This window comes from Moraxella tarda (genome assembly GCF_035181405.1).
Classification (GTDB): Bacteria; Pseudomonadota; Gammaproteobacteria; order Pseudomonadales; family Moraxellaceae; genus Moraxella.
Genome location: NZ_JAYGGV010000003.1, coordinates 81,402 through 106,764 on the forward strand (window position 1 = coordinate 81,402; position 25,363 = coordinate 106,764).

Consider the following 25,363-nt stretch of genomic DNA (forward strand, 5'->3'; position numbering starts at 1 on the left):
GCATACATCGCTTTTAGACTTTCACCCAGCGAATCACTCTTTCTTCAATATCTTCTTCGTCAAATAAGCTTTCAGACACACAGCGACCACGCACACCAACATCACTCATCGCTTTATTGTGCATTGTCTGCCCTGCAACAAGATAGTGCCAATATGGCAGTTGTCGCCCCAAATGCAGTCTTTTATAGGCACAATGCCTTGGTAGCCACATCATATCTGCCACCATGTCAGCGGTCAGACGAATACAGTCAGGAACATATTGTTTACGATTAGCATAATCAGAACAATGCCCAGTTGTGCAGTCAAGCAATTGACAGGCCACATCAGTATATGTGGTAAATTTTGGATCATCATCGTCCAAAAATTTTACCAAACAGCACACACCGCAACCATCGCACAGTGCTTCCCATTCATCATCATTAAGCTCGCTTAAAGGATATTTTTCCCAAAATCGCTCTCTGAGTTGGTCGGTTTGGCTGTTATGGTGCATTATCATGACTGGTGAGTGAATAAAAGATTTATATTGTTACAACAAGAATGATTTTTAAAAATTCAAACAAAAGTTAGGCTTTTTTGGGTGCGTTAGCTAAAATCTGCGTAAGCAACTGCCAATAAGTATTCACGCTATCAATATGTACCATCTCTTGTGGCGAGTGGGCATTTTTAATGGTTGGCCCGATAGAGACAATATCCATCTCAGGGTGGCTTTGCTTAATCAATCCACATTCTAGTCCTGCATGAATGACCTTTACCTCTGGCTCATGCCCCAGTATTTTGGCGTACAATTCATTGGTCAAGCGTGTGATTTTTGAATACTCATCAGGATTCCAGCCCACATAACTGCCCACAAATTCAGCACTCGCCCCTGCCAATGTTGCCAAGCTATTGATGGTCTGGCAAACAGCATCTTTGCCAGACTCCACCAAAGAACGAATCAATAAATTGGCATTTAGACCCAGTTCATCAAGGCTTAGCACACCAAAAGACAATGAAGTTTCTACTGTATTATTTGCCATGTCAGAGTTTCGTACCACGCCATTTGGTAGGGCATTCACCAGATGAATGATGCGTGCCGTATCTTTTATGCCTAGTACTTTATTTGCTTTTGCTGTTTTTTCAATCACACAAACAGCTTTTGGCTCTGCCTTTTTGATTTCATCAAACACCACATCAAAAGCCGATTGTAACGCCGTCATCAAGTCGCCTTGTGTCATTTCATCACACGCCAAAGTAATATTTGCTTCTCTAGGAATGGCGTTTCTAAGTGTGCCACCTTTTAGATTTGCAATAGCAAACTTACCATCAAATTTTGGCAAGACCATCGCCAAAATGCGAGACAAAATTTTTATGGCATTACCTCGATTCTTGTGAATGTCGATACCAGAATGCCCACCGCTAAGACCTTTTATGGCAAAAACAAAACTGCTGTCAAAATGATTGTCAATCTGCTTGCAAGGTAGGTGTACATTGGCATCTATACCGCCAGCACAACCAACATAAACCTCACCAATCTCCTCAGTATCAGTGTTGATCATCAGCTTTGATTTAAGCTCTCCTGCTTGCAATCCAAACACACCCACCATGCCTGTCTCTTCGGTCATGGTAAGCAGTACCTCAATGGCAGGGTGAGCCAAATCATCACTTTGCAACACCGCAAGACAGCTGGCCACGCCAATGCCATTATCCGCTCCCAAAGTCGTACCAGTCGCCATGAGCCAATTTGGATTTTCAGGGTTTGTTCGCAAAATAATAGAATCTTGTGTAAAGTCATGCAGTGTATCAGCATTCGCCTGTGGCACCATGTCAAGATGTGCTTGTAGGGCAATTGGCTCACGGTCTTCCATGCCACAAGTGGCAGGTTTGGTGATGATGACATTGCCTACACCATCACGGCGAGCGGACAGCCCACAAGATATGGCCCAATCCATGATATGATTGGCAAGTGCCTCTTCATGATGGCTTGGGTGCGGAATGGCACAAATTCTAGCAAACCATTGCCAAAGCAGGCTTGGTTTTAGATGTGCTACGACAGATGCATTGCTCTGATAAGCCGTCATATTTAGCATATTCTCACCTTCCTTTTGGTTTTAGATGCACCCATTTTATCACATTTAAGCATAAATCTCATGCTTGCCCTCATCTCATCGTAACAAATTCTTCTGAACCTGTTGGGTGAATGGCAACTGTATCATCAAAATCACGCTTAACCGCCCCCATCTTAATGGCGACAGCAAAGCCTTGAATCATCTCGTCCACACCCAAGCCCACACCATGCAAGCCCACCACTTTTTCATCATCTCCCACGCACACCAATTTCATGCGACATGGCTCACGATGGGCAGTGATGGCAGAATACATTGGCGTAAAGTTTGATTGATAGACCTTTACTTTATCTACACCAAACTGAGCCACCGCCTCACTCTCAGTCATGCCGACTGTGCCAATTGGTGGGTGGCTAAATACAACTGTAGCAACATTGCTATAATCTAAGCGTTCGTTAGGCTTGTTATTAAAAAGTCGCTCAGAAAGCCTACGCCCTGCAGCAACTGCCACAGGGGTCAATTCAATACCATTTTCAATGATATCGCCCACAGCATAAATACCATTGACATTGGTATTTTGAAATTCATCAGTGATGATTTGCCCTTTGACATTCGTCGCCACGCCCAGAGCTTCCAAGTTGATTGTATCAGTAGCAGGAACACGGCCTGTCGCCCAAATTAGGCATTCAACATTCAAATTCTCGCCACCATCTAGATGAACGGTTAAACCCTCGCCTTTTTCAATCTTTGTCGGATTGACGCCCGTATGGAAGGTGATGCCATCTTTTGTCATGATATCAGTTAACACCTCAACGATGTCATCATCAAAACCCTTTAAAATACCACTACGCACACAAAGGTGCGTCTGCACACCCAGTGCATTCATCACGCCCGCAATCTCAACACCAATATAACCGCCGCCTATAATAGCAACGGATTTGGGCAATTTGGTCAAATCAAAAAACCCATCTGAATCAATGCCAAATTCTGCACCCTCAATGTTAGGGCGGTAAGGACGGCCACCTGTGGCAATTAAGATATGATCGGCTGTGATGACCTCACTGGTACCATCTTCATGGTTGATCTCCACCGATTGAGCATCAACAAATTTAGCGAATCCATTGATTAAAGTAACACCATTTTTTTCAAAAGTATTTTTATAGGACTGATGAATACGGCCAATGTAGGCTTGTCTATTTTTGACAAGCGTGGCAAAATCAAAATCCTGAACATCTAATTTAAAACCATAATCAGGAGCGTAGTGATGGATTGCAGCTGCCATGTTTGCACCATACCACAGCACTTTTTTTGGGACACAACCAACATTCACACAAGTACCGCCGACATGCTTAGCCTCAATAATGGCAACTTTTTTGCCATACATAGCAGCACGATTTGCTGATGCAATACCGCCAGAACCACCGCCGATGGTGATGTAATCAAAATGTCTGGTCATGACTTTTTTCCTTATAAATTTTAATTAAAACTGCCCAAAAAATTAGCTCATTTTATCACAAAATAAAACCACCTCATCAAGAAAGCGGTTTTATTTTGTTAATGATTCGGTTCGTCAAAATAGTACCCGTACTCGAATTGTCTCAGCGACAGCACGCAAGCGAGTCATTGCTTTTTCAGAATCATTATCATCTACATCCATTACTAGATAACCGACATCACCCTTAGTCATGAGTGATTGTGCGACAATATTAATACCAGCATCAGCAAATGAGGCGTTAATTTGCGACAAAACACCAGGGACATTCTTATGAATGTGTAGCAGACGGTGCGTACCTACAATAAATGGGATTGAAACATTCGGAAAATTGACTGCACTGGTCGTATCACCTTGGTCAGAATACTTAACAAACTTCTCAGCGACTTCTAGGCCAATATTTGCTTGTGCTTCTTGAGTTGAGCCCCCTACATGTGGCGTCAAAATGACATTATCAAAAGCACGAAGCGCAGAGACAAATTCTTCATTGGCAGATTTAGGCTCTTTTGGAAACACATCAATTGCCGCACCCAAAATTTTGCCACTTTCTAGGGCCTTTGCCAATGCATCAATGTCCACACAGCCACCACGAGCTGCATTAATAAAGAATGCACCATCTTTCATTTTAGCAAATTCAGCCTTGGTCATCATGTTACGCGTACTTGGTAAATCAGGCACATGTAGTGTTACCACATCAGCGTTGGCAAGCAACTCATCTAAACTGGCAACTTGAGTGGCATTACCCAAGGGCAATTTGGTCATCGCATCATGATAAATCACTTTCATGCCCAAACCCTCAGCAAGCACTGACAATTGAGAGCCAATAGAACCATAGCCTACAATGCCCATCGTCTTACCACGCACCTCAAAGCTATCTTTGGCAGATTTATTCCAACCGCCACGATGCACAACCGCATTCTTCTCAGGTATGCCACGCATCAGCATGATTGTCTCAGCCAGCACCAGCTCCGCCACCGAGCGAGTATTGGAATAAGGAGCATTAAACACAGGAATGCCCAATTCCAAAGCAGCATCTAAGTCTACTTGGTTGGTACCAATACAAAAACAACCAATTGCGATCAACTTCTCGGCAGATTCTAACACCTTGCGAGTTAATTGTGTGCGTGAGCGAATACCAACAAAGTGTGCGTCCTTGATTTTTTCAATCAGCTCAGCCTCATCAAGTGCAGATTTGATGTATTCAATATTATGATAGCCTGCATCATTTAGTACTTTTAAGGCGTTATCATGCACGCCTTCAAGAAGTAAAAAGCGAATTTTGTCTTTTTGGAGCGATAAAGTCATAAAAAATTTCTCACATAGTAAAAACAAGGCAGAATATAGTTATACACTGATTATATCAATTTTGCAACCAATTGCCTTTAAAAAGCAATACAAAAATCTCTCAAACCAATCAAAAAGCCTTTGCAAATAGCAAGTAATCATCAGCTTTTTTAATAAATTCATTCAAAGTCAGTATCATGCTTGGTACTAAAATCAGTATCATCATGCCATAAAAAAAAGCTCACCATCAGTGAGCTTTTTTTATATTTTTAGCTGTCTTGACCCAGCTCATCAGCAAAGGCCTTGGCAAAGCTGTCCTCTGTCGATAAAGCATCGCTTGGTGCTAAAATATCATCAAGCGTGATATCGTCATTGGTTGTTGTATTTTCCAAGGCAAGCTCTGCTTTACGCTTGCGGTTTTGGTGATAAGCAAGTCCAGTACCTGCTGGAATCAAGCGACCCACAACAACATTTTCTTTTAGACCTGTTAAGTCATCAACCTTGCCCATTGTCGCAGCCGCAGTAAGCACTCGGGTAGTCTCTTGGAATGATGCTGCCGAAATGAAGGATTCGGTTGCAAGCGATGCCTTGGTGATACCAAGTAGCTGACGCTCAAACTGTACTGGGAACTTATTGTTTGCAATCAGCTCTTCATTCAGTGCACGAATCTTCGTATATTCAGCCTGATCACCTTTGAAGTAGCTAGAATCGCCACCATCGGTGATTTCAACTTTACGCAGCATTTGACGCACAATGACTTCAATGTGCTTATCATTGATCTTAACACCTTGTAGACGATAAACTTCTTGCACTTCATTAACGATGTAATTGGCAAGTGCTGTTTCGCCTTTTAAGCGTAAGATATCATGCGGATTTTGTGGGCCATCAGACACCACCTCACCACGCTCAACAGTTTCACCTTCAAACACATTGATCTGACGCCATTTTGGAATCAATTCTTCATGAACATTACCATCTTCATCAGTGATGATAAAGCGGTTTTTGCCTTTGGTTTCTTTGCCAAAAGAAACCACACCGCTCATTTCTGCCATAATAGCGTGATCTTTTGGACGGCGTGCTTCAAATAGGTCAGCAACGCGTGGCAGACCACCCGTAATATCTTTTGTGCCTGAGGTAGCTTGTGGCACACGACCTAACACCGAACCTGCAGTAACTTGCTCGCCTTCTGACACACGAATGACCGTCTCAGCAGGTAGGAAATAAATCACTTCCTTGCCATCAGCAGTATCCAAAATGATTGCAGGACGCAAATCTTTTGCGATACTTGGGCGGTCTTTACTTGCCAAAATTTCAAATGAACTCATACCTGTGGTTTCGTCCACTTTTACGGTTGCTGTCATGCCATCTGTGATATCGCTAAATCGTGCCACCCCTGCAAACTCTGTGATGATTGGGTGAGTATGCGGATCCCACTTGGCAATCACATCGCCTGCCAATACCTCAGCACCATCACGGAGCAATACATTAGAACCATAAGGCACTTTATAGCGTTCACGCTCACGACCTTGTGTGTCTGCAACGCCAATTTCTGCCGAACGAGACACCACCACCAAATGACCATCAGCATGTTCTACAGTTTTCATGTTGTGGAAACGAACAGTACCGTTGCTACCTACAGAAACACTGTTATCAACAGCTGCTGCACTTGCTGCACCGCCCACATGGAAGGTACGCATCGTAAGCTGTGTGCCTGGCTCACCAATTGATTGAGCCGCCATCACGCCCACAGATTCACCAATATTTACCAGATGACCTCGTGCCAAATCACGGCCATAGCACTTAGCACACACACCATGACCTGACTCACAGGTAATCACCGAACGCACATAAACCTCATCAATTGCGTTGGCATCTAGTTTTTCAACCATACGCTCATCTATCAGCGTACCAGCAGGGGCAATAACCTCGCCATCAGCGGTTAATACATCTTTTGCAGTAACACGACCAAGCACACGATCGCCCAATCGTTCAACAATTTCGCCACCATCAATCACAGGCGTCATACGCTGACCAGACTCTGTACCACAGTCATCAATGGTAATGACCAAATCTTGTGCCACATCAACCAAGCGACGAGTCAAATAACCAGAGTTTGCGGTTTTTAAGGCGGTATCAGCAAGACCTTTACGAGCACCGTGTGTCGAGATAAAGTATTGCAATACTGTCAAGCCTTCACGGAAGTTTGCCTTAATTGGTGTTTCAATAATAGAACCGTCTGGCTTTGCCATAAGTCCACGCATACCAGCAAGCTGTCGAATCTGGGTGGCACTACCACGAGCACCAGAATCTGCCATCATATAAATTGAGTTGAATGATTTTTCACGCTCAGTCTCACCATCGCTATTAACAACCTCATCGGTTGATAAATTATCCATCATCGCGTTGGCAATCTTATCTGATGTACGAGACCAAATATCAACAACCTTGTTATAGCGTTCACCTGCAGTTACAAAACCTTGCTCAAATTGTTGCTCAATTTCTCGCACTTCTGCATCAGCTGCTTCCATAATTTCTTTTTTGGCAGGTGGAATGACCATATCCTCCATACCAATTGAAATACCAGACAAGGTCGCCTGAGCAAAACCCAAGTACATCAAATGATCGGCAAATAGTACAGATTCTTTTACGCCCAATTTACGGTAGCACGAGTTCAGCAACTTAGAGATGTTTTTCTTGGTCATCTCCTGATTACATTCACTAAACGCCATGCCTTCTGGCATAATATTCCAAATAAGCAAACGCCCAGCTACAGTATCTTTAACTTCGGTTTTGGTGGTTTTTTCGCCTGTTTTTTCATCAATGATGGTTTCTGTAACACGCACCTTAATCTTAGCATTTACAGACAAATCATCAGAGCCAATCGCACGCAAGGTCTCATTAACGGTGCTAAACACCATATTTTCGCCTTTGGCATTAACATGGCTACGACTGATATAATACAGACCCAAAACAACATCTTGCGATGGCACAATGATTGGCTCGCCATTTGCTGGCGATAAGATGTTGTTAGTAGACATCATCAAGGCACGAGCTTCTAGCTGAGCTTCAAGTGTCAGTGGCACATGCACCGCCATTTGGTCACCGTCAAAGTCGGCGTTAAATGCCGCACAAACAAGTGGGTGCAACTGAATCGCCTTACCTTCAATCAACACAGGTTCAAATGCTTGCAAACCCAAACGGTGAAGAGTTGGTGCACGGTTGAGCAGTACTGGATGTTCACGAATGACGCTTGCCAACATATCCCAAACGGCTGGTTCTTCACGCTCTACCATTTTTTTGGCAGATTTAATGGTTTGAGCAATGTTGTTTTGCAACAACTTAGCATAAGTAAATGGCTTGAACAGTTCTAGTGCCATTTTTTTAGGCAAACCACACTGATGTAGACGAAGCGTAGGACCTACCACAATCACCGAACGACCCGAATAATCCACACGCTTACCTAGCAGGTTCTGACGGAAACGACCTTGTTTACCTTTGATCATGTCAGCAAGTGATTTTAGTGGGCGTTTGTTAGAGCCAGTGATTGCACGCCCACGACGACCATTATCCAATAAAGCGTCCACCGCTTCTTGGAGCATACGCTTTTCATTTCTGACAATAATATCAGGGGCATTTAATTCTAAAAGGCGTTTTAGACGGTTGTTACGGTTAATAACACGACGATATAAATCGTTCAAATCACTTGTGGCAAAACGACCACCTTCAAGCGGCACCAATGGACGCAAATCTGGCGGTAACACTGGTAATACTGTCATTACCATCCATTCAGGCTTATTGCCAGAATCACAAAAAGATTCCAACAACTGCAATCGTTTTGACATTTTTTTCAGTTTAGTTTCTGAACTGGTCTGTGGAATGAGTGCACGCAGTTCGTCAATTTCACCATCAACATCAATATCTTTTAGTAGATCTTGAATGGCCTCTGCACCCATTTTTGCAATAAATTCATCGCCATATTGTTCAAGAGCAGTAAAATATTCTTCATCGTCAAGCAACTGATATTTTTCAAGAGCGGTCATACCAGGGTCGGTAACAATATAGCTTTCAAAATATAGTACTCTTTCGATATCACGCAAGGTAATATCAAGCAGTAGACCAATACGGCTTGGCAATGATTTTAAGAACCAAATATGAGCCACTGGACTGGCCAGCTCAATATGCCCCATGCGGTCGCGACGAACTTTGGCAGTGGTAACCTCAACGCCACATTTTTCACAAATGATGCCTTGAAATTTACGGCGTTTATATTTGCCACACAGACATTCAAAATCTTTGACAGGGCCAAAAATCTTGGCACAAAACAAGCCATCACGCTCAGGCTTAAAGGTACGATAGTTAATCGTTTCTGGTTTTTTAACCTCGCCATGCGACCATGACTTGATGGTGTCAGGACTTGCCAAGGAAATTTGAATGCTGTCAAATTCTTTAATGCCGTTATCGGCAGGGCCTTTCATGATGTCTAATAAATCTTTCAAAAGGATTCTCCATTATGTTCGTCAAATCGGTATTCGTTAATTCATTCACCTAGGCAATGACAAGCCTAGATGAATGTGATTTCTCGGGTTTGACTTATTTTTTCTTTTCTTTTAAATCAATATTAATACCCAACGAACGAATTTCTTTGGTCAGTACATTAAATGACTCTGGCATACCTGGGTTCATATATTGCTCACCATCAACGATATTTTTATACATACGAGTACGACCTTCAACATCGTCTGATTTGACGGTAAGCATTTCTTGCAAGGTATAAGTTGCCCCATACGCCTCCAATGCCCAAACCTCCATCTCACCAAAACGCTGACCACCAAACTGGGCTTTACCACCAAGCGGTTGCTGGGTAACAAGGCTGTACGAACCAGTTGAACGGGCGTGCATCTTATCATCAACCAAGTGGTTTAGCTTAAGCATGTACATATAGCCTACAGTTACAGGACGGTCAAACTTCTTACCAGTACGACCATCGTATAGCGTCTGCTGGCCCGATTTATCAAGACCCGCAAGTTCCAACAGCTCTTTAATTTGTGTTTCTTTAGCGCCATCAAAGACTGCCGTACCCATCGGTACACCTTTGCGTAAATTTTCTGACATCGCTAAGATATCTTCATCAGATAGGCTATTTAAATCAACTTGCTCGCCACCAACTTTATTGTAAATCTTATCTAAAAATTCACGCAATTCTCTGACAGCCACCTGAGCACGCATCATATCATTGATCTTATCTCCAAGACCACGAGCTGCCATGCCCAAGTGAGTTTCTAACACCTGACCGATGTTCATACGCGACGGTACACCCAGAGGATTTAGCACAATGTCCACAGGATTGCCATTTTCATCATAAGGCATATCCTCAACAGGCATAATGCGTGATACCACCCCTTTGTTACCATGGCGACCTGCCATCTTATCACCAGGCTGAATACGACGCTTAACCGCCAAATAAACCTTAACGATTTTTTGTACGCCATGAGCCAAGTCATCACCTTGCGTTAATTTGCGTTTTTTCTCAGCAAATTTGTTATCAATTTCTTTTTGCTTGTCGCTAAGATACTCAGCAATTTGATTAAGACGCTCAGACACATCTTCTTTGGCTGGCTGAATATCAAGCAGACTTTCAAGCGATAAGCTTTCCATATCAGTACCACTTAGTATCGTACCTGCTTTAAAGCCTGCACCACCACTGATGGTTTCACCTTCTAGCAAATGTACAATACGACTGCGAGCTGCTGCCTCAAAGATGACCAACTCTTCTTTTAAGTCTTTGCGATAACTGTCAAGCATGGCTTTTTCAATTGACTTGGCACGGCTGTCTTTTTCTAGCCCATCACGGGTGAAAACCTGCACATCAATGACCGTGCCTTTTGTTGATGAAGGCACACGAAGAGAGGTATCTTTCACATCGGCTGCTTTTTCACCAAAAATCGCACGCAACAGCTTTTCTTCTGGGGTTAGCTGACTTTCACCTTTTGGTGTTACTTTACCCACTAAGATATCACCTGCATCTACTTCTGCACCGATATAAACAATACCTGCCTCGTCTAGATTGGCAAGTGCTGCCTCACCCACATTAGGAATATCGCCTGTAATCTCCTCAGGTCCTAATTTGGTATCACGAGCCACACAGGTTAGCTCTTGAATATGAATGGTGGTAAAGCGGTCTTCTTGCACCACACGCTCAGAAAGCAAGATAGAGTCTTCAAAATTATAGCCATTCCAAGGCATGAATGCCACACGCATATTTTGACCAAGAGCCAATTCACCCAAATCAGTTGATGGACCATCTGCCAAAATATCACCACGAGCAATGGCATCACCTTGGTTCACAATAATACGCTGATTGATACAGGTATTTTGGTTCGAGCGAGTGTATTTGATCAGATTATAAATATCAATGCCCGCCTCACCTGCGGTCATTTCATCTTCGTTCACACGCACAATCACACGGCTGGCATCTACTTCTTCAATCGTACCACCACGCTTGGCAACCACACACACGCCAGAATCTCGTGCGACATGACGCTCCATGCCAGTACCAACCAATGGCTTATCAGAACGCAAAGTAGGCACAGCTTGGCGTTGCATGTTTGCACCCATCAAAGCACGGTTGGCATCATCATGCTCCAAGAAAGGAATCAAGCTAGCAGCAACAGAGACAACTTGGCGTGGCGATACATCCATGTGTGTTACTTTATCCACGCCCATGCGTACCGATTCACCTTGATGGCGTACCATGACCATTTCTTCAGTCAATTCACCCTTGTCATTCATTGGTGAATCTGCCTGTGCAATCACAGAACCAACCTCTTCAATGGCACTCATATATTCAATATCATCGGTTACTTTGCCATCAATAACCCGACGATACGGCGTTTCTAAAAAACCAAAATTATTGGTTTTGGCAAATACCGCCAATGAGTTAATCAAACCAATGTTTGGACCTTCAGGTGTTTCAATCGGACAGACACGACCATAATGAGTATTATGCACATCTCGCACCTCAAAGCCTGCTCGCTCACGAGTTAGACCGCCAGGACCAAGTGCAGACACACGGCGTTTATGGGTAATCTCAGATAATGGATTGTTTTGATCCATAAACTGCGATAACTGTGATGAACCGAAAAACTCTTTAATTGCCGCTGCAACAGGTTTTGAATTAATCAAATCCTGCGGTGATAAACTGTCTGACTCAGCTGTGGTCAAACGCTCTTTTACTGCACGCTCAACACGAGCCAGACCGATACGAAACTGATTTTCGGTCATCTCGCCCACCGAGCGAATACGGCGGTTACCCAAATGGTCAATGTCATCAACTTCGCCACGACCGTTACGGATTTCTATCAACTCTTTTAGTACATCAACGATATCTTGGTTTGATAATACGCCTTGTTCACGCTGTGCATTGATATCATCGGTTTCAATGAACTCACGCCCCAAACGACGATTAAACTTCATACGGCCAACATTAGATAAGTCGTAACGCTCTTGGCTAAAAAACATTTGTTCAAACAACTTTTCAGCCGTCTCTAGCGTTGGTGGCTCACCTGGACGCATGACTTTGTAAATTTCAATCAAAGCCTCTTCACGACTAAGCACCGTATCGGCGCGTAAAGTATCGGCAATATACGCACCATGATCAATATCATTTGTAAATAAAATCTTAAATCCTTTGATATTCTTATCAGCAAGTTTTACCAAAAGTTCATGATCAATCAACGTATTTGCACGAGCAATCACCTCATCATGATAAACAATATCTTCTGCCAAAATACGCTCATACAAATACTCATCAGGCACAGCCAGCTTAGTCATGCCAGATGCCATGATTTCTTTGATGCGGCGAGCATTAATACGCTTGCCCTGCTCAACAATCACCTTGCCCTCTGGCGACACAATATCAAATTGTGCCATCTCACCTTGCAAACGCTCTGCCACCAATTGCACTTCAAAAGATTCTTCACCTTTATATACTTCAATGGTTTCAAAGAAAGTATTTAAAATATCGGCAGTATCCATACCAATGGCACGCAAGATGATGGTTGCAAGCAACTTACGGCGACGGTCAATACGAGCATATACCAAGTCTTTGACATCAAATTCAAAATCAAGCCAAGAACCACGATAAGGAATGATACGAGCATTATAAAGCACCTTACCACTTGAATGCGTTTTACCTTTATCATGATCAAAAAATACGCCAGGTGAACGATGTAATTGAGAGACGATGACTCGTTCAGTACCATTAATAATAAATGTACCATTATCTGTCATCAATGGGATTTCTCCCATAAATACACTTTGCTCACGAATGTCTTTGATGGCAGCCTTGCTATCTTTGTCCTTATTGTCTCTATCTTTTAAAACCAAACGGATTTTTACACGCAGTGGTGCAGCAAAAGTCGAGCCACGCATGATGCATTCACGCTCATCAAATTCTGGTTCACCTAAATAATATTCAACAAACTGTAATTCAGCATTACCTGAATGGCTGGTAATTGGGAAAATTGATGAAAAAGCTGCCTGTAAGCCAACATTTGCACGCTCTCTTGGCTTTTTATGCTCTTGCAAAAACTGCTCGTAAGAATCCACTTGAATGGCCAATAAATATGGCACATCCATGACGTCTGGAAGTCTAGAAAAACTTTTACGAATGCGTTTCTTTTCGGTATAAGAATAAGCCATTAAGATTCCTTACGTTAATTTGGAAGGGCCCATTGCAAGAACAAGAGCCAACCTTTAAAAATGAAAAACTGTCAATAAAAAGGACGGCTGTCAAACGCCCAGCAAACCCATGAAACCACCCAAACACACACGATGTGCCCAAACTGTAAGCCAACCACACAAACACGACAAAGTGCCAAATGCCATATCGGCACTTAGCTAAATCTTTGGTTATTGCTGAACAATGTCGTTTTGCATAGAGCGTGTTTGTCCTTTTAGGTTGTGTTACCCGATTGACAATTCGGATAGACACAAAAGGTCAAATACTAAATTATAATAAAAAAAAGCCAAAATTGCAAGTGCAAAATTGGCTTTTTAATAAATAATTTCATTCAGCTATTAACTAGATATTAATAGCTTGAACAGACTAAATTATTTAAGTTCAACAGAAGCACCAGCTTCTTCAAGTTTTTTCTTAAGCTCTTCAGCTTCAGCTTTAGATGCGCCTTCTTTAACAGTTTGTGGAGCACCTTCAACTAGGTCTTTAGCTTCTTTTAGACCTAGGCCAGTTACTTCACGCACAACTTTAATAACAGCTACTTTCTTGTCGCCGCCAGAAGTTAGAACAACATCAAAATCATCTTTTTCTTCAGCTGCCGCTGCTTCGCCGCCAGCTGCTGGAGCTGCTGCTAGAGCTGCTGCAGATACACCGAATTTTTCTTCCATCGCAGAGATAAGCTCAACGATTTCCATGACTGATTTTTCTGCGATTGCATCTAAGATTTGTTCGTTAGTTAGTGACATAGCAATTATTCCTATGAAATAAAATTATGAATTGAATAAAACGGATAATTTTCAAAAAAATTAAGAATATTAAGCCGCTTCTGCTTGCAATTTGTCGCGAAGTGCAGCAAGAGTACGCGCAAGTTTGCCTGCTGCTGCTTCTTTCATTGTACCCATTAGGCGGGCGATGGCCTCGTCGTAAGTAGGTAGGGTAGCAAGCTTATCGATTGATTTAGCATCAATAAATTCGCCTTCAAAAGCCGCGCCTTTGATTTCGAACTTGTCGTTGCCCTTTGCAAATTCTTTAAACAGACGCGCTGCCGCACCTGGATGTTCATTAGAAAATGCAATTAAAGTAGGACCAACGAATACATCATTCATGCAAGCAAAATCAGTATCTTCCAAGGCACGGCGTAATAAAGTATTACGCACAATACGCATGTCGACACCTGCTGCACGAGCTGATTTACGAAGTTCGGTCATCTGTGCCACTGTTACGCCACGAGAGTCGGCGACAACAGCAGAGAGCGCACCTTTGGCAGTTTCATTTACTTCAGCAACAATTGCTTGTTTGTCTTGAAGATTTAGTGCCATGGGTTGTCTCCATATTTATTATCTAAAAAAAGATAATAAGCAAATTTCACAAATCTATACAGATTTGCACCAATATACGGCGACTTATCGTCTTTCCGTCTGCGTAGGCTCATAATTTTATTTATAATTTAGGTGACTGCTTGCTAACAATCAATCACACCTACGGTCTTAGACAGCACAACCCGCTGTGCTGAACTAATAAAAATCGTTGTATTAATGAACTGTTACGGGAAATCATTAATCAATCGGTCATTATAAGTGAAAAACCACAAAAAGCAAGGATTATCTCAATTTGGTTTTTCACCAGTCATGACATCAATCATGAAAAATTATTTGTTGGCACGATGTGGAACTGGATCGATTGCAATACCAGGACCCATAGTGCTAGACAAAGTAATTTTCTTAATATAAACACCTTTAGAAGTAGCTGGTTTAGCACGCTTCAAATCATTCAACAACGCAGTTGCGTTTTGTTCAATCTGTTCACCAGTAAAGCCAATTTGACCGATAGAAGCATGGATAATACCTGCTTTATCAACACGATATTGAGCCTGACCTGCTTTGGTATTTTTAACCGCAGTAGCAACATCAGCTGTCACTGTACCAACTTTTGGGTTTGGCATCAAACCACGCGGGCCAAGAATAGTACCTAGTTGACCAACCACACGCATGGCATCTGGAGATGCAATCACCACATCAAAATCTAGATTGCCAGCTTTGATACTGTCTGCCAAATCTTCAAAACCAACAACATCAGCACCTGCTTCTTTGGCAGCTTCAGCAGCTGCGCCTTGAGCAAAAACAGCAACACGCTTGGTTTTGCCAGTACCTGCAGGTAGGTTGGTAGCACCACGAACCACTTGGTCAGATTTACGAGGATCAACACCTAGGTTGATAGCAATGTCGATAGACTCTTTGAATTTTGCCGCTGGCAAATCATTTAAAATCGCAACCGCCTCTTCAATGGTGTATAGTTTATTACCATCAATTTTTTCATTGATTAGCTTTTGACGCTTAGTTAGCTTAGCCATTACACACCCTCCACATTCAGACCCATTGAGCGTGCAGTACCTGCAATGGTACGAATACCCGCTTCAAGTTCAGCAGCGGTTAGGTCTGCCTCTTTGGTTTTTACGATTTCTTCTAGTTGTGCACGAGTTACAGTACCAACTTTGTCTTTATTAGGTACGCTAGAACCCTTGGCAATGCCTGCTGCTTTACGCAGTAGAACGGCCGCAGGTGGCGACTTCATGATGAAAGTAAAAGACTTGTCGCTAAAAACAGTAATAACAACTGGGATTGGCAGGCCTGGTTCAAAGTTTGCAGATGCTGCATTAAACTCTTTACAAAAAGCCATGATATTTACACCTTTTTGACCCAAAGCTGGACCAATTGGTGGTGATGGATTCGCCTTACCAGCAGGCACTTGTAGTTTGATGTAACCATCAATCTTCTTTGCCATAAAATTTCTCCAATGGTGGGTGATGACGCTAAAAAACTTAGCTCCCCAAGGTTAAGAATTAAAAAAACATTTAATTCAACGAAAAGCTCCAAGCATAGCTTAGAGCCAAAAAAATAATTATATCAAAATCAGTTTAATTTTTCAACTTTTGTAAATTCAAGTTCAACCTCTGTCGGACGATTGAACACGCTGACAGTTAAGTGTAACTTAGATTTATCATAATCCACTTTTTTCACCAGACCTTTAAAGTCGGTGAATGGACCATCAATCACCAACACCTCTTCACCTGGCTCAAACATTGTTTTTGGACGAGGTGCTTCACTGCCTTTTTGAATGCGATTTAAAATACGGTCAGCTTCAATTTGTGTGATGGGTGCAGGATTTTCTGGCGTACCCCCAATAAACCCTGTAATGTTTGGGCAACTTCTTACAATATGCCAAGTATCTTCTGTCATGTCCATATTAATAAGCACATAACCTGGAAATAACTTATGCTCAACGGTGCGTTTTTTACCATCACGCATCTCTATTACTTCTTCGGTTGGCACAAGCACATCACCAAAAGATTCGACAAATTCACTACGCTTAATACGCTCTATCAAAGAACGCTGAACTTGCTTTTCATAGCCAGAAAATGCTTGGATAATGTACCAACGCATCACATCACCTTTAAATTAGTTAAGGATTAAACCAATAATTTTATTAAAAATATTATCTAACAACCAAACCACCACACCAAAGATAATTATCATCAAAATGGTTTGCCATGTATAACGGAAGGTTTCATCTTTGCTTGGCCAAGTAACACGACGAAGCTCAATGCCTGCGTCTTTTAAAAGCGTCTTAAAAGCAGAACCTTGGTTAGTAAAAGCCAGACAAATAAGAGCAAAAATAACCAATCCTGCCGTGTTGGCCAACTGCACCCAAATATTATTGGCTGCTGGCAGATATCTGGGCAGATATTCTGATACCAAGGTCGCACCAATTAAAGCCAAAATTGCCAAACTCCATAACAAATAATCTTTTGCTGAGCGAGTTTTGGCAACTTCGACTACATTCTCTTTGGAAACGGTAACCGCCTTTTTTTGCTGAGCTGAGCCATTTGACGCCACAGTCTCTACTCGTGTATCAAAATTATCTTTATTATCGCTCATGCAGAAGTTTGCCTTGGAGTGACCAATTTTTATAAAATTAAAAGAATGGTTTAGAAAATATAAGATGGCAGGCGATGAGGGACTCGAACCCCCAACCCTCGGTTTTGGAGACCGATGCTCTACCAATTGAGCCAATCGCCTAAGGTGTTAAGGGCTGTTATTATAGCAGATTTTTTCTGCCACGCAAGTATTTTTTTCGATATTTAATTAATTTTTCATATCCTCTACACCGACTGCTTGATCATAATAAAAGTTACCCAAACTGGCATAATTTAGTCGGTTAAGTTTAAGTTTAACAGCTCTTATATTTACCACATCACAATGATTCATCGCAACCTAGCAATATGTTTTATCATTTTAAATAAAGACTCAAAACTTAAAATTTAGTAGGTGAATTCTATTAAATCATTAGCAAGCTGCTTGCCAAGCTGAGCATAGCCAGCATGAGTAAAATGCACGCCATCTTTAGCGGCTTTGCCATCACGCATCCATGTCGCCATCGAACACTCACCACCCATTGCTTGTTGCCAATCCCAAAATAAAGTTTGCTCACTCATGGCAACATCTTTTTGGGCCTGCTGAATCTGCGTAAGACCACTTGGACGAGTACCACACTGCCCCGAGGTACTTTTTAATGTCTCAGGCGATGAAACAATCATCACGGCCGCACTTGGCACAGCTTGACGAATGCTACGAACTTTCTCTTGTAGCACCTGCTGTACTACTTTTGGCTCCCTGTCGTTATACGCTTCATTCGTTCCATACGCCAGAATGATTAGGTCAGGAGCAACATCTTTCAGCTCATTTTGCCACGCCAAATCATTCCAACGATTCCAATGAGCCAACTCAGCACCATTAATGCCCAAAGCTGACACCACTGCCCCCGCTCGATTTGGCTCAAAAGCCCACCAGCCGCCAAGATAAGAATCACTCATCGCCCCTTGTGCTGTAATGATAAATGGCAACTTAGCTTGAATGTGAGCGGTTTGCCAAGTGCCATTTTTCACTGGTGCCTCTAACAAAAAAGACCTACCGTAAGCATCAATACCACTAAAAAATCCATCGCCATCACCTTGCTTGATACTCACCACAATATGCTGTTCTGGTTGATCTTGTCTGGATTTAATGGTCAGCTGGCTACCCATGCCATTTGGTTTGGCCAAAAGACCACCAATGGTATAATCTTCTTGATGATTACGGCGGCTAGAAATGGGGGTCCAGTCTTGTTTATCGTAGCCAAATTTTAACAATCTTTGACCACTAAAATACATAGGCATTGACCAGCCCATACCACCATTGCCATACCTACTTTGAAGCTCATCACGAAGTGTGCCTGTCATGCTGTCGCCTGCGGTATGCGAATCCCCCAACTGCACAACATGAAAGCTATGCCGTCTCATCGCTTCAATCAACTTGGTGGCATTTGGTTCATTATAGTTGCTAAGATAGTTGGCAAAGCCATGCGTACTGACAGACAATACCAACAAACCCATGAATATTTTTTTCATCTTTCACCCCAATCATTAATCAAAGCAGTCACTTAATGAGAACCTAAGGAACAATGCTCAGATGCTGCTCCAATACTTGTGCCAATAATTTTTGCCCCTGAGCCGTAAAGTGGATGCCATCAGAGCTACGCATTTTAATCTGCTCACCATCTTTTACAAGATAATCATTGTAAACATTGTTACTACCCCCTACCAAGGGGCGAGTATCAATGACCAAGGCATTGTGCGTTTTTAACTCAGCTTGCATGATTTCATTAAGATGAGTCATTCGCTCGTTAAGACTGACCTTTTTCATGTTTGGTGGCGTCATCCAAATCACCTTGACATCATAGTTTTTGGCAGTATTTAAAATACTTGCCATGCGTTCACGATAGCTCATGTCCCACTCTGGTGTACCATATTTTAAAAATTTACCACCTTTCAAATTTGGCATATCCCAAGGGTCATTTGGTCCCAAAAATACCACTAAAATCTTAATCTTTGAATTATTTGCCAAAGTTTCCTCAATGGTTTTTGGCCAATTAAAAAAACTTGGATAAGAAAGCCCTGTACTTTGCTTACTCAGATTGACCGACTTGATGTTGTGAATTTTTTGTAAAAATTGCTGCGTATGAGGCGCCACTCCTTGCATCATCGAATCACCAACAAAAAAAATTTCATCGCCAGCAGAGATGGATAGTGCGTACTGATTTTTCGCCTCAATTTCTTTGGACTGCTCATCAACCAGCGTTGCTTGCTCAGCGACAAGACGCATTTGCTCAGCAATTTTAGCCTTGTATTTAGGTGTATAAGCATGATGCTCATTAAAATAAACCACCATTTGCTCATTGGCGGACACAATCGCATCGGTAAACCTTCCATGATACCAATACAATTGATCGCCGATTTCTCCACCAGTACGCCATAGCTGATGATGTTCCAACATCGTCAAGGGGCTAGGCTTGTGGTATGTCTGCAAGTAGTAAGCATTGACTGAGTTTTGCATGATCCAAAGACCTAGTACAAAAAATGTACTCAGCACACCCAATAGATAGGCTAAGGTTCTACCATGCTGATAAGCATCGCTTGCCTGTGTTTGCGATTGGCCTTTTGGTTTGATGATACGATTAAAAGTTTGCATAAATAAACCCTGGAATTCCTGATGGTGCAAAAATCAACACAATCACAAAGCCAATAAACAACAGCCCAACGCATAGCACCTTAGGAAGTCTGTCCGCTTTTTTTACCCAAACAGGCAAGCGAGGGTATACCAATCCATAAATTGGCCATGCCAATAAAAAAATAGCAAGTATATACAAAGGATTGTTATGCCAAATAACATCATGACGATTGCCAAACAACGCCATAAAAACCTGCATGGACTCCGACCATGTTGTCGCTCTAAAAAACACAAAACAAATACTGACAAAAGTAATTGTAATAAAAATACTCAATGCTTTACCCATGAGGCTGTGCTTATACAACAAATTGCGAGCATCTTTGGTAGAAAGCTGATAATAATTTTGGCAGAATTTGTCCGTACAATTTAACCAAATAATCGCCAATCCATGCAGCAACCCCCACACCAAAAAATTCAAGCTAGACCCATGCCAGATACCTGATAAACCCATAGCAATCAATAGGTTTAACTGCGTGCGTGCAAAACCACCTCGACTACCCCCCAAAGGGATATAAATATAATCACGAATCCAAGTGGACAAGGTGATGTGCCAACGATCCCAAAAAACACGAATATTATGAGCAAGAAGTGGTGCTTTAAAATTTACAGGCAAACGAAAACCAAGTAACAACCCAAAGCCAAGCATCATCTCACTATAACCTGAAAAATCCAAAAACAACTGCAAGGTATAAGCATAAATCGCCACCAATACTTCTAAACTATGAAATTGCATGGGGTTGGCAAAAATGGGATTAACCCAATGGTCTGCCAGCCACCCTGCCAGCCACCATTTTTTAATCAGTGCCAACAAAATCAGTGCCAAGGCCACTGTCGGTAACAATATTCGTCTTGGGGTCTGTTGGCGAATTTGCACACTCATGCTTACTGGATTATCTTGCAAGTCTGTCAATCCTGACGCTGATTGAGCTCGTGCAATCGGCCCTGCACTGATAGTGGCAAAAAATGAAAAATGCGTTAATAGCTCAAACAAGTTAAATGATGGGACTTCGTTCTCATCATGATAGCGACTCACCAAATAACTGATTGCCTGAAATGAATAATAAGAAATCCCCAGAGGAAATAAGATGTTTGCCATCAGATGAGATGAATCTAATTGCAACAAATCCAAACCATATTTGATATTTTCTCTAAAAAAATCATAATATTTAAATACGCTTAATTGTAGCAATGTCATGATGACGCCAACAACCAAGAATATCTTTTTATGATCATGATATTTATTCATCAACTGACTGATCAGATAAATCAGTATGCTAAAACAAAATAACACACCAATTGCCACAACGCCCGCCATCAGATAAATAATCGCATGGCTGATCAAAATAAGTAAGAGGTTTTGCCATTGTGGCTTTTGGCGAAATGACCAATAGATACCCAAAAATACAATCAGCAATAAGGAAAATTCTACAGAGAGAAAGGAAAACATATCAAACACAAAGAGGTGATCATAAAGAATGCAAAATTATATCACACAGTCTGTGCTATTGCATGGTCATATCAATAGGTCGTTTTTGTTTTGGCGGTTCAAACTGGCGAATACTCATATCAAAAAAAGGTGGTCAGACGATCCCATAGAACACTCAATACCAAACACCCACAAACTTTAACCAACCAAAAACCCCCACCATCAAGGCAGGGGTTTTTGGTTTTAGATTCGTGCTTTGGCACTATTGTTAAAGATTAGCCTTTAACATTGGCAACAACACCAGCACCTACGGTACGGCCGCCTTCACGGATAGCGAAGCGTAGACCTTTGTCCATGGCGATTGGGTGGATAAGCTCAACGCTCATCTCAACATTGTCACCAGGCATAACCATTTCAGTACCTTCTTGTAGAGTGATGGCACCAGTTACGTCGGTAGTACGGAAGTAGAACTGTGGGCGATAGCCGTTTAGGAATGGCGTATGACGACCACCTTCTTCTTTTGATAGTACATATACTTCTGCATCAAACTTGGTGTGCGGGGTGATTGAACCTGGCTTAGCAAGTACTTGACCACGCTGAACCTCTTCACGCTTAGTACCACGAAGAAGAACACCACAGTTCTCACCTGCACGACCTTCGTCTAGTAGCTTACGGAACATCTCAACACCAGTACAGGTGGTTTTGGCAGTGTCTTTGATACCAACGATTTCAACTTCATCACCAACTTTGATGATACCAGACTCAACACGACCAGTTACTACAGTACCACGACCTGAGATTGAGAATACATCTTCAATTGGCATTAGGAATGGACGGTCAATGTCACGCTCTGGCTCTGGAATGTAGCTGTCTAGAGTGTCTAGTAGTTCAAGAATGGCTTGCTCACCATATTGACCTGCATCACCGTTTAGACCCAAAAGTGCAGAACCTTTGATGATTGGTGTATCGTCACCTGGGAAGTCATAGTCAGATAGAAGCTCACGCACTTCCATTTCAACAAGTTCAAGAAGTTCTTCGTCATCTACTAGGTCACACTTGTTCATAAATACCATGATGTATGGTACACCAACCTGACGAGACAGTAGGATGTGCTCACGAGTTTGTGGCATTGGACCATCAGTTGCTGCAACAACCAAAATGGCACCGTCCATCTGTGCTGCACCAGTGATCATGTTTTTAACATAGTCAGCATGGCCTGGGCAGTCTACGTGTGCGTAGTGACGAGCTTGTGTGTCATACTCAATGTGAGAAGTGTTAATGGTAATACCACGCGCTTTTTCTTCAGGTGCTGAGTCAATAGCAGCATAGTCTTTTGCTTCACCACCGTGATGCTTAGCAGCAACAGTAGCGATAGCAGCTGTTAGAGTAGTTTTACCGTGGTCAACGTGACCGATGGTACCAACGTTGACATGGGGTTTGTTGCGTTCGAACTTGGCTTTGGCCATGGGTATGATTCCTTTTAAAGTACCAAAAATAAAAAAATACTTTGGCAAATGATTAAATGGTTTAATTCACGCTCTTAGTCATATACTAAGCCACAACTAAGAGCATCTGCTTTTAAATATTAAGTTAAATAAACAATGAATTACTCATCATCGTCATCTTTGGCAGAGAATTTCTTAATGATCTCATCAGCAACATTCTTAGGAGTTTCTTGGTATTTAGCAAATTCCATAGAATAAGTTGCACGACCTTGAGACATAGAACGCATCTGGGTTGCATAACCAAACATCTCTGCCAATGGGACTTCTGCACGAATGGCTTTAGTACCACCAGGCAAGTCATCCATACCTTGAACCATACCACGACGACGGTTTAGGTCGCCCATGATATCGCCCATGTAGTCTTCTGGTGTCTCTACCTCAACTTTCATGATAGGTTCAAGTAGTGCTGGAGACGCCTGCATGAAGCCTTTTTTGAACGCCATAGAGCCTGCCATCTTAAATGACAATTCGTCAGAGTCAACATCATGGTAAGAACCATCATATAGGGTTGCTTTAACATTGACCACTGGGTAACCAGCCAAAACGCCATTTTTCATGCGTTCTTGGATACCTTTATCAACCGCACCATGATATTCTTTTGGCACAACACCGCCAACGATTTCTTCTGCAAATTCATACTCTACATCGCCTGTTGGGTCAAGTGGTTCTAGGCGTAGCCATACATGACCAAATTTACCACGACCACCAGTTTGGCGAACAAATTTGCCTTCAACTTCAACAGTTTGGCGAATGGTTTCACGATATGCAACTTGCGGTGCACCGATATTTGCTTCAACACCAAACTCACGCTTCATACGGTCAACAATGATGTCAAGGTGCAACTCGCCCATACCTGAGATAATGGTTTGACCAGATTCTTCATCAGTGCGTACGCGGAATGATGGATCTTCTTTTGCAAGACGGCCAAGTGCGATAGACATCTTCTCTTGGTCAGCTTTGGTTTTTGGTTCAACAGCCAATGAAATAACTGGGTCTGGAAATTCCATACGCTCAAGCGTAATGACATTGTCATTATCACATAATGTATCACCAGTAGTTACATCTTTTAGACCTACAAGTGCAACGATGTCACCTGCACGGACTTCATCAACCTCATTTTGTGAGTTGGCATGCATCTCAACAATACGACCAATACGCTCACGCTTCATCTTAACTGGGTTGTAAACGCTATCGCCTTGTTTTGCTACGCCTGAATACACGCGCACAAATGTCAAGTTACCGACATACTTGTCGTTCATGATTTTAAATGCCAACGCAGCAAACGGTTCATCATCAGAAGATACACGACTACCCTCAGACTCGTCTTTGTCATCTAAGATACCTTTAATGGCATCAACATCAGTAGGTGCTGGTAAGAATTCAATGACAGCATCAAGCATTCTTTGTACGCCTTTGTTTTTAAAGGCTGTACCACATAGCATAGGCTGGATTTCGCACGCAAGAGTACGAGTACGCAAGCCCGCTACGATATCCTCACGGCTCAAATCACCTTCTTCTAGGTATTTGTCCATCAGCTCTTCTGAAGACTCAGCAGCTGCCTCAACCATATTGTTACGCCATTCTTCGGCAACATCAGCCAAATCAGCAGGGATTTCACCATACTCAAATTTCATACCTTGAGATTCTACATCCCAAATGATGGCTTTCATTTCTAGTAGGTCAACAACACCCTCAAAAGTATCTTCTGCACCAATTGGCACAACTACTGGCACAGGGTTACCACCTAGACGGCTTTTAACCTGCTCAACCACACGGAAGAAGTTGGCACCAGTACGGTCCATTTTGTTAACAAATGCCAAGCGTGGCACTTTATATTTGTTAGCTTGACGCCATACAGTTTCTGACTGTGGTTGAACACCACCAACGGCACAGTAAACCATACACGCGCCATCAAGAACACGCATAGAACGCTCAACTTCAATGGTGAAGTCAACGTGGCCGGGGGTGTCAATTAGGTTGATGCGGTGTTCTGGAAATTGGTTAGACATACCTGACCAAAAACAGGTTGTTGCAGCAGAAGTGATGGTGATACCACGCTCTTGTTCCTGCTCCATCCAGTCCATCGTTGCAGCACCTTCATGCACCTCACCAATTTTGTGGCTTTTACCTGTATAAAACAGGATACGCTCTGATGTGGTGGTTTTACCTGCATCAATGTGAGCCGAGATACCGATATTACGATATCTGTTTAAAGGGGTTTTACGAGCCATAATTTTTCCTAGAAAAATTCTGATTAAATTGGGTGCCTGATGCG

Annotated in this window: 17 protein-coding genes and 1 tRNA gene; all 18 read right to left on the bottom strand. The window is 42.4% G+C overall.

Annotation, left to right across the window (positions count from 1 at the left end; all coding sequences use genetic code 11):
• Positions 1–13: 13 nt before the first annotated feature.
• A complete protein-coding gene (locus U9670_RS04820) occupies positions 14–490 on the bottom strand; it encodes a YcgN family cysteine cluster protein (protein ID WP_323843767.1) in 477 nt (158 codons plus the stop codon).
• A 73-nt stretch (positions 491–563) separates the two neighbouring features.
• Positions 564–2,066, bottom strand: a complete 1,503-nt coding sequence (locus tag U9670_RS04825; RefSeq protein ID WP_323841198.1) for an aminoacyl-histidine dipeptidase — start codon at positions 2,064–2,066, stop codon at positions 564–566.
• Positions 2,067–2,136: 70 nt separating this feature from the next.
• Positions 2,137–3,498, bottom strand: coding sequence for a glutathione-disulfide reductase (gorA, locus tag U9670_RS04830; RefSeq protein ID WP_323841197.1), 1,362 nt, complete (start codon positions 3,496–3,498; stop codon positions 2,137–2,139).
• A 114-nt stretch (positions 3,499–3,612) separates the two neighbouring features.
• Complete coding sequence (serA, locus tag U9670_RS04835) at positions 3,613–4,839, bottom strand: phosphoglycerate dehydrogenase (RefSeq protein ID WP_323841196.1); 1,227 nt, start codon at positions 4,837–4,839, stop codon at positions 3,613–3,615.
• Positions 4,840–5,087: 248 nt separating this feature from the next.
• On the bottom strand, positions 5,088–9,314 hold the full coding sequence (rpoC, locus tag U9670_RS04840) for a DNA-directed RNA polymerase subunit beta' (protein ID WP_323841195.1): 4,227 nt from the start codon (positions 9,312–9,314) through the stop codon (positions 5,088–5,090).
• A 94-nt stretch (positions 9,315–9,408) separates the two neighbouring features.
• Positions 9,409–13,518, bottom strand: coding sequence for a DNA-directed RNA polymerase subunit beta (rpoB, locus tag U9670_RS04845; protein WP_323841194.1), 4,110 nt, complete (start codon positions 13,516–13,518; stop codon positions 9,409–9,411).
• A 411-nt stretch (positions 13,519–13,929) separates the two neighbouring features.
• Positions 13,930–14,301, bottom strand: a complete 372-nt coding sequence (gene rplL / locus U9670_RS04850) for a 50S ribosomal protein L7/L12 (RefSeq protein WP_323841193.1) — start codon at positions 14,299–14,301, stop codon at positions 13,930–13,932.
• Positions 14,302–14,370: 69 nt separating this feature from the next.
• The gene (rplJ, locus tag U9670_RS04855; RefSeq protein ID WP_323841192.1) at positions 14,371–14,874 is read right to left on the bottom strand and encodes a 50S ribosomal protein L10; all 504 of its coding nucleotides are present in this window, start codon (positions 14,872–14,874) and stop codon (positions 14,371–14,373) included.
• A 329-nt stretch (positions 14,875–15,203) separates the two neighbouring features.
• Positions 15,204–15,905, bottom strand: a complete 702-nt coding sequence (gene rplA / locus U9670_RS04860) for a 50S ribosomal protein L1 (RefSeq protein WP_323841191.1) — start codon at positions 15,903–15,905, stop codon at positions 15,204–15,206.
• Complete coding sequence (gene rplK, locus U9670_RS04865; RefSeq protein ID WP_249101405.1) at positions 15,905–16,336, bottom strand: 50S ribosomal protein L11; 432 nt, start codon at positions 16,334–16,336, stop codon at positions 15,905–15,907. Before rplK ends, rplA begins: the two co-directional genes overlap by 1 nt.
• A 128-nt stretch (positions 16,337–16,464) precedes the next feature.
• Positions 16,465–16,995, bottom strand: a complete 531-nt coding sequence (nusG, locus tag U9670_RS04870; protein WP_323841190.1) for a transcription termination/antitermination protein NusG — start codon at positions 16,993–16,995, stop codon at positions 16,465–16,467.
• A 15-nt stretch (positions 16,996–17,010) separates the two neighbouring features.
• On the bottom strand, positions 17,011–17,490 hold the full coding sequence (secE, locus tag U9670_RS04875; protein ID WP_323841189.1) for a preprotein translocase subunit SecE: 480 nt from the start codon (positions 17,488–17,490) through the stop codon (positions 17,011–17,013).
• A 65-nt stretch (positions 17,491–17,555) separates the two neighbouring features.
• Positions 17,556–17,631: transfer RNA gene (locus U9670_RS04880), tRNA-Trp, on the bottom strand.
• A gap of 242 nt (positions 17,632–17,873) precedes the next feature.
• Positions 17,874–18,998, bottom strand: a complete 1,125-nt coding sequence (locus tag U9670_RS04885; RefSeq protein ID WP_323841188.1) for a GDSL-type esterase/lipase family protein — start codon at positions 18,996–18,998, stop codon at positions 17,874–17,876.
• Positions 18,999–19,041: 43 nt separating this feature from the next.
• A complete protein-coding gene (locus U9670_RS04890; RefSeq protein WP_323841187.1) occupies positions 19,042–20,118 on the bottom strand; it encodes an SGNH/GDSL hydrolase family protein in 1,077 nt (358 codons plus the stop codon).
• Complete coding sequence (locus tag U9670_RS04895; RefSeq protein ID WP_323841186.1) at positions 20,105–21,604, bottom strand: MBOAT family O-acyltransferase; 1,500 nt, start codon at positions 21,602–21,604, stop codon at positions 20,105–20,107. Before U9670_RS04895 ends, U9670_RS04890 begins: the two co-directional genes overlap by 14 nt.
• Positions 21,605–21,858: 254 nt before the next feature.
• Complete coding sequence (tuf, locus tag U9670_RS04900) at positions 21,859–23,049, bottom strand: elongation factor Tu (protein WP_323841173.1); 1,191 nt, start codon at positions 23,047–23,049, stop codon at positions 21,859–21,861.
• A 140-nt stretch (positions 23,050–23,189) separates the two neighbouring features.
• The gene (gene fusA, locus U9670_RS04905; protein WP_323841185.1) at positions 23,190–25,319 is read right to left on the bottom strand and encodes an elongation factor G; all 2,130 of its coding nucleotides are present in this window, start codon (positions 25,317–25,319) and stop codon (positions 23,190–23,192) included.
• Between the last annotated feature and the right edge of the window lie 44 nt (positions 25,320–25,363).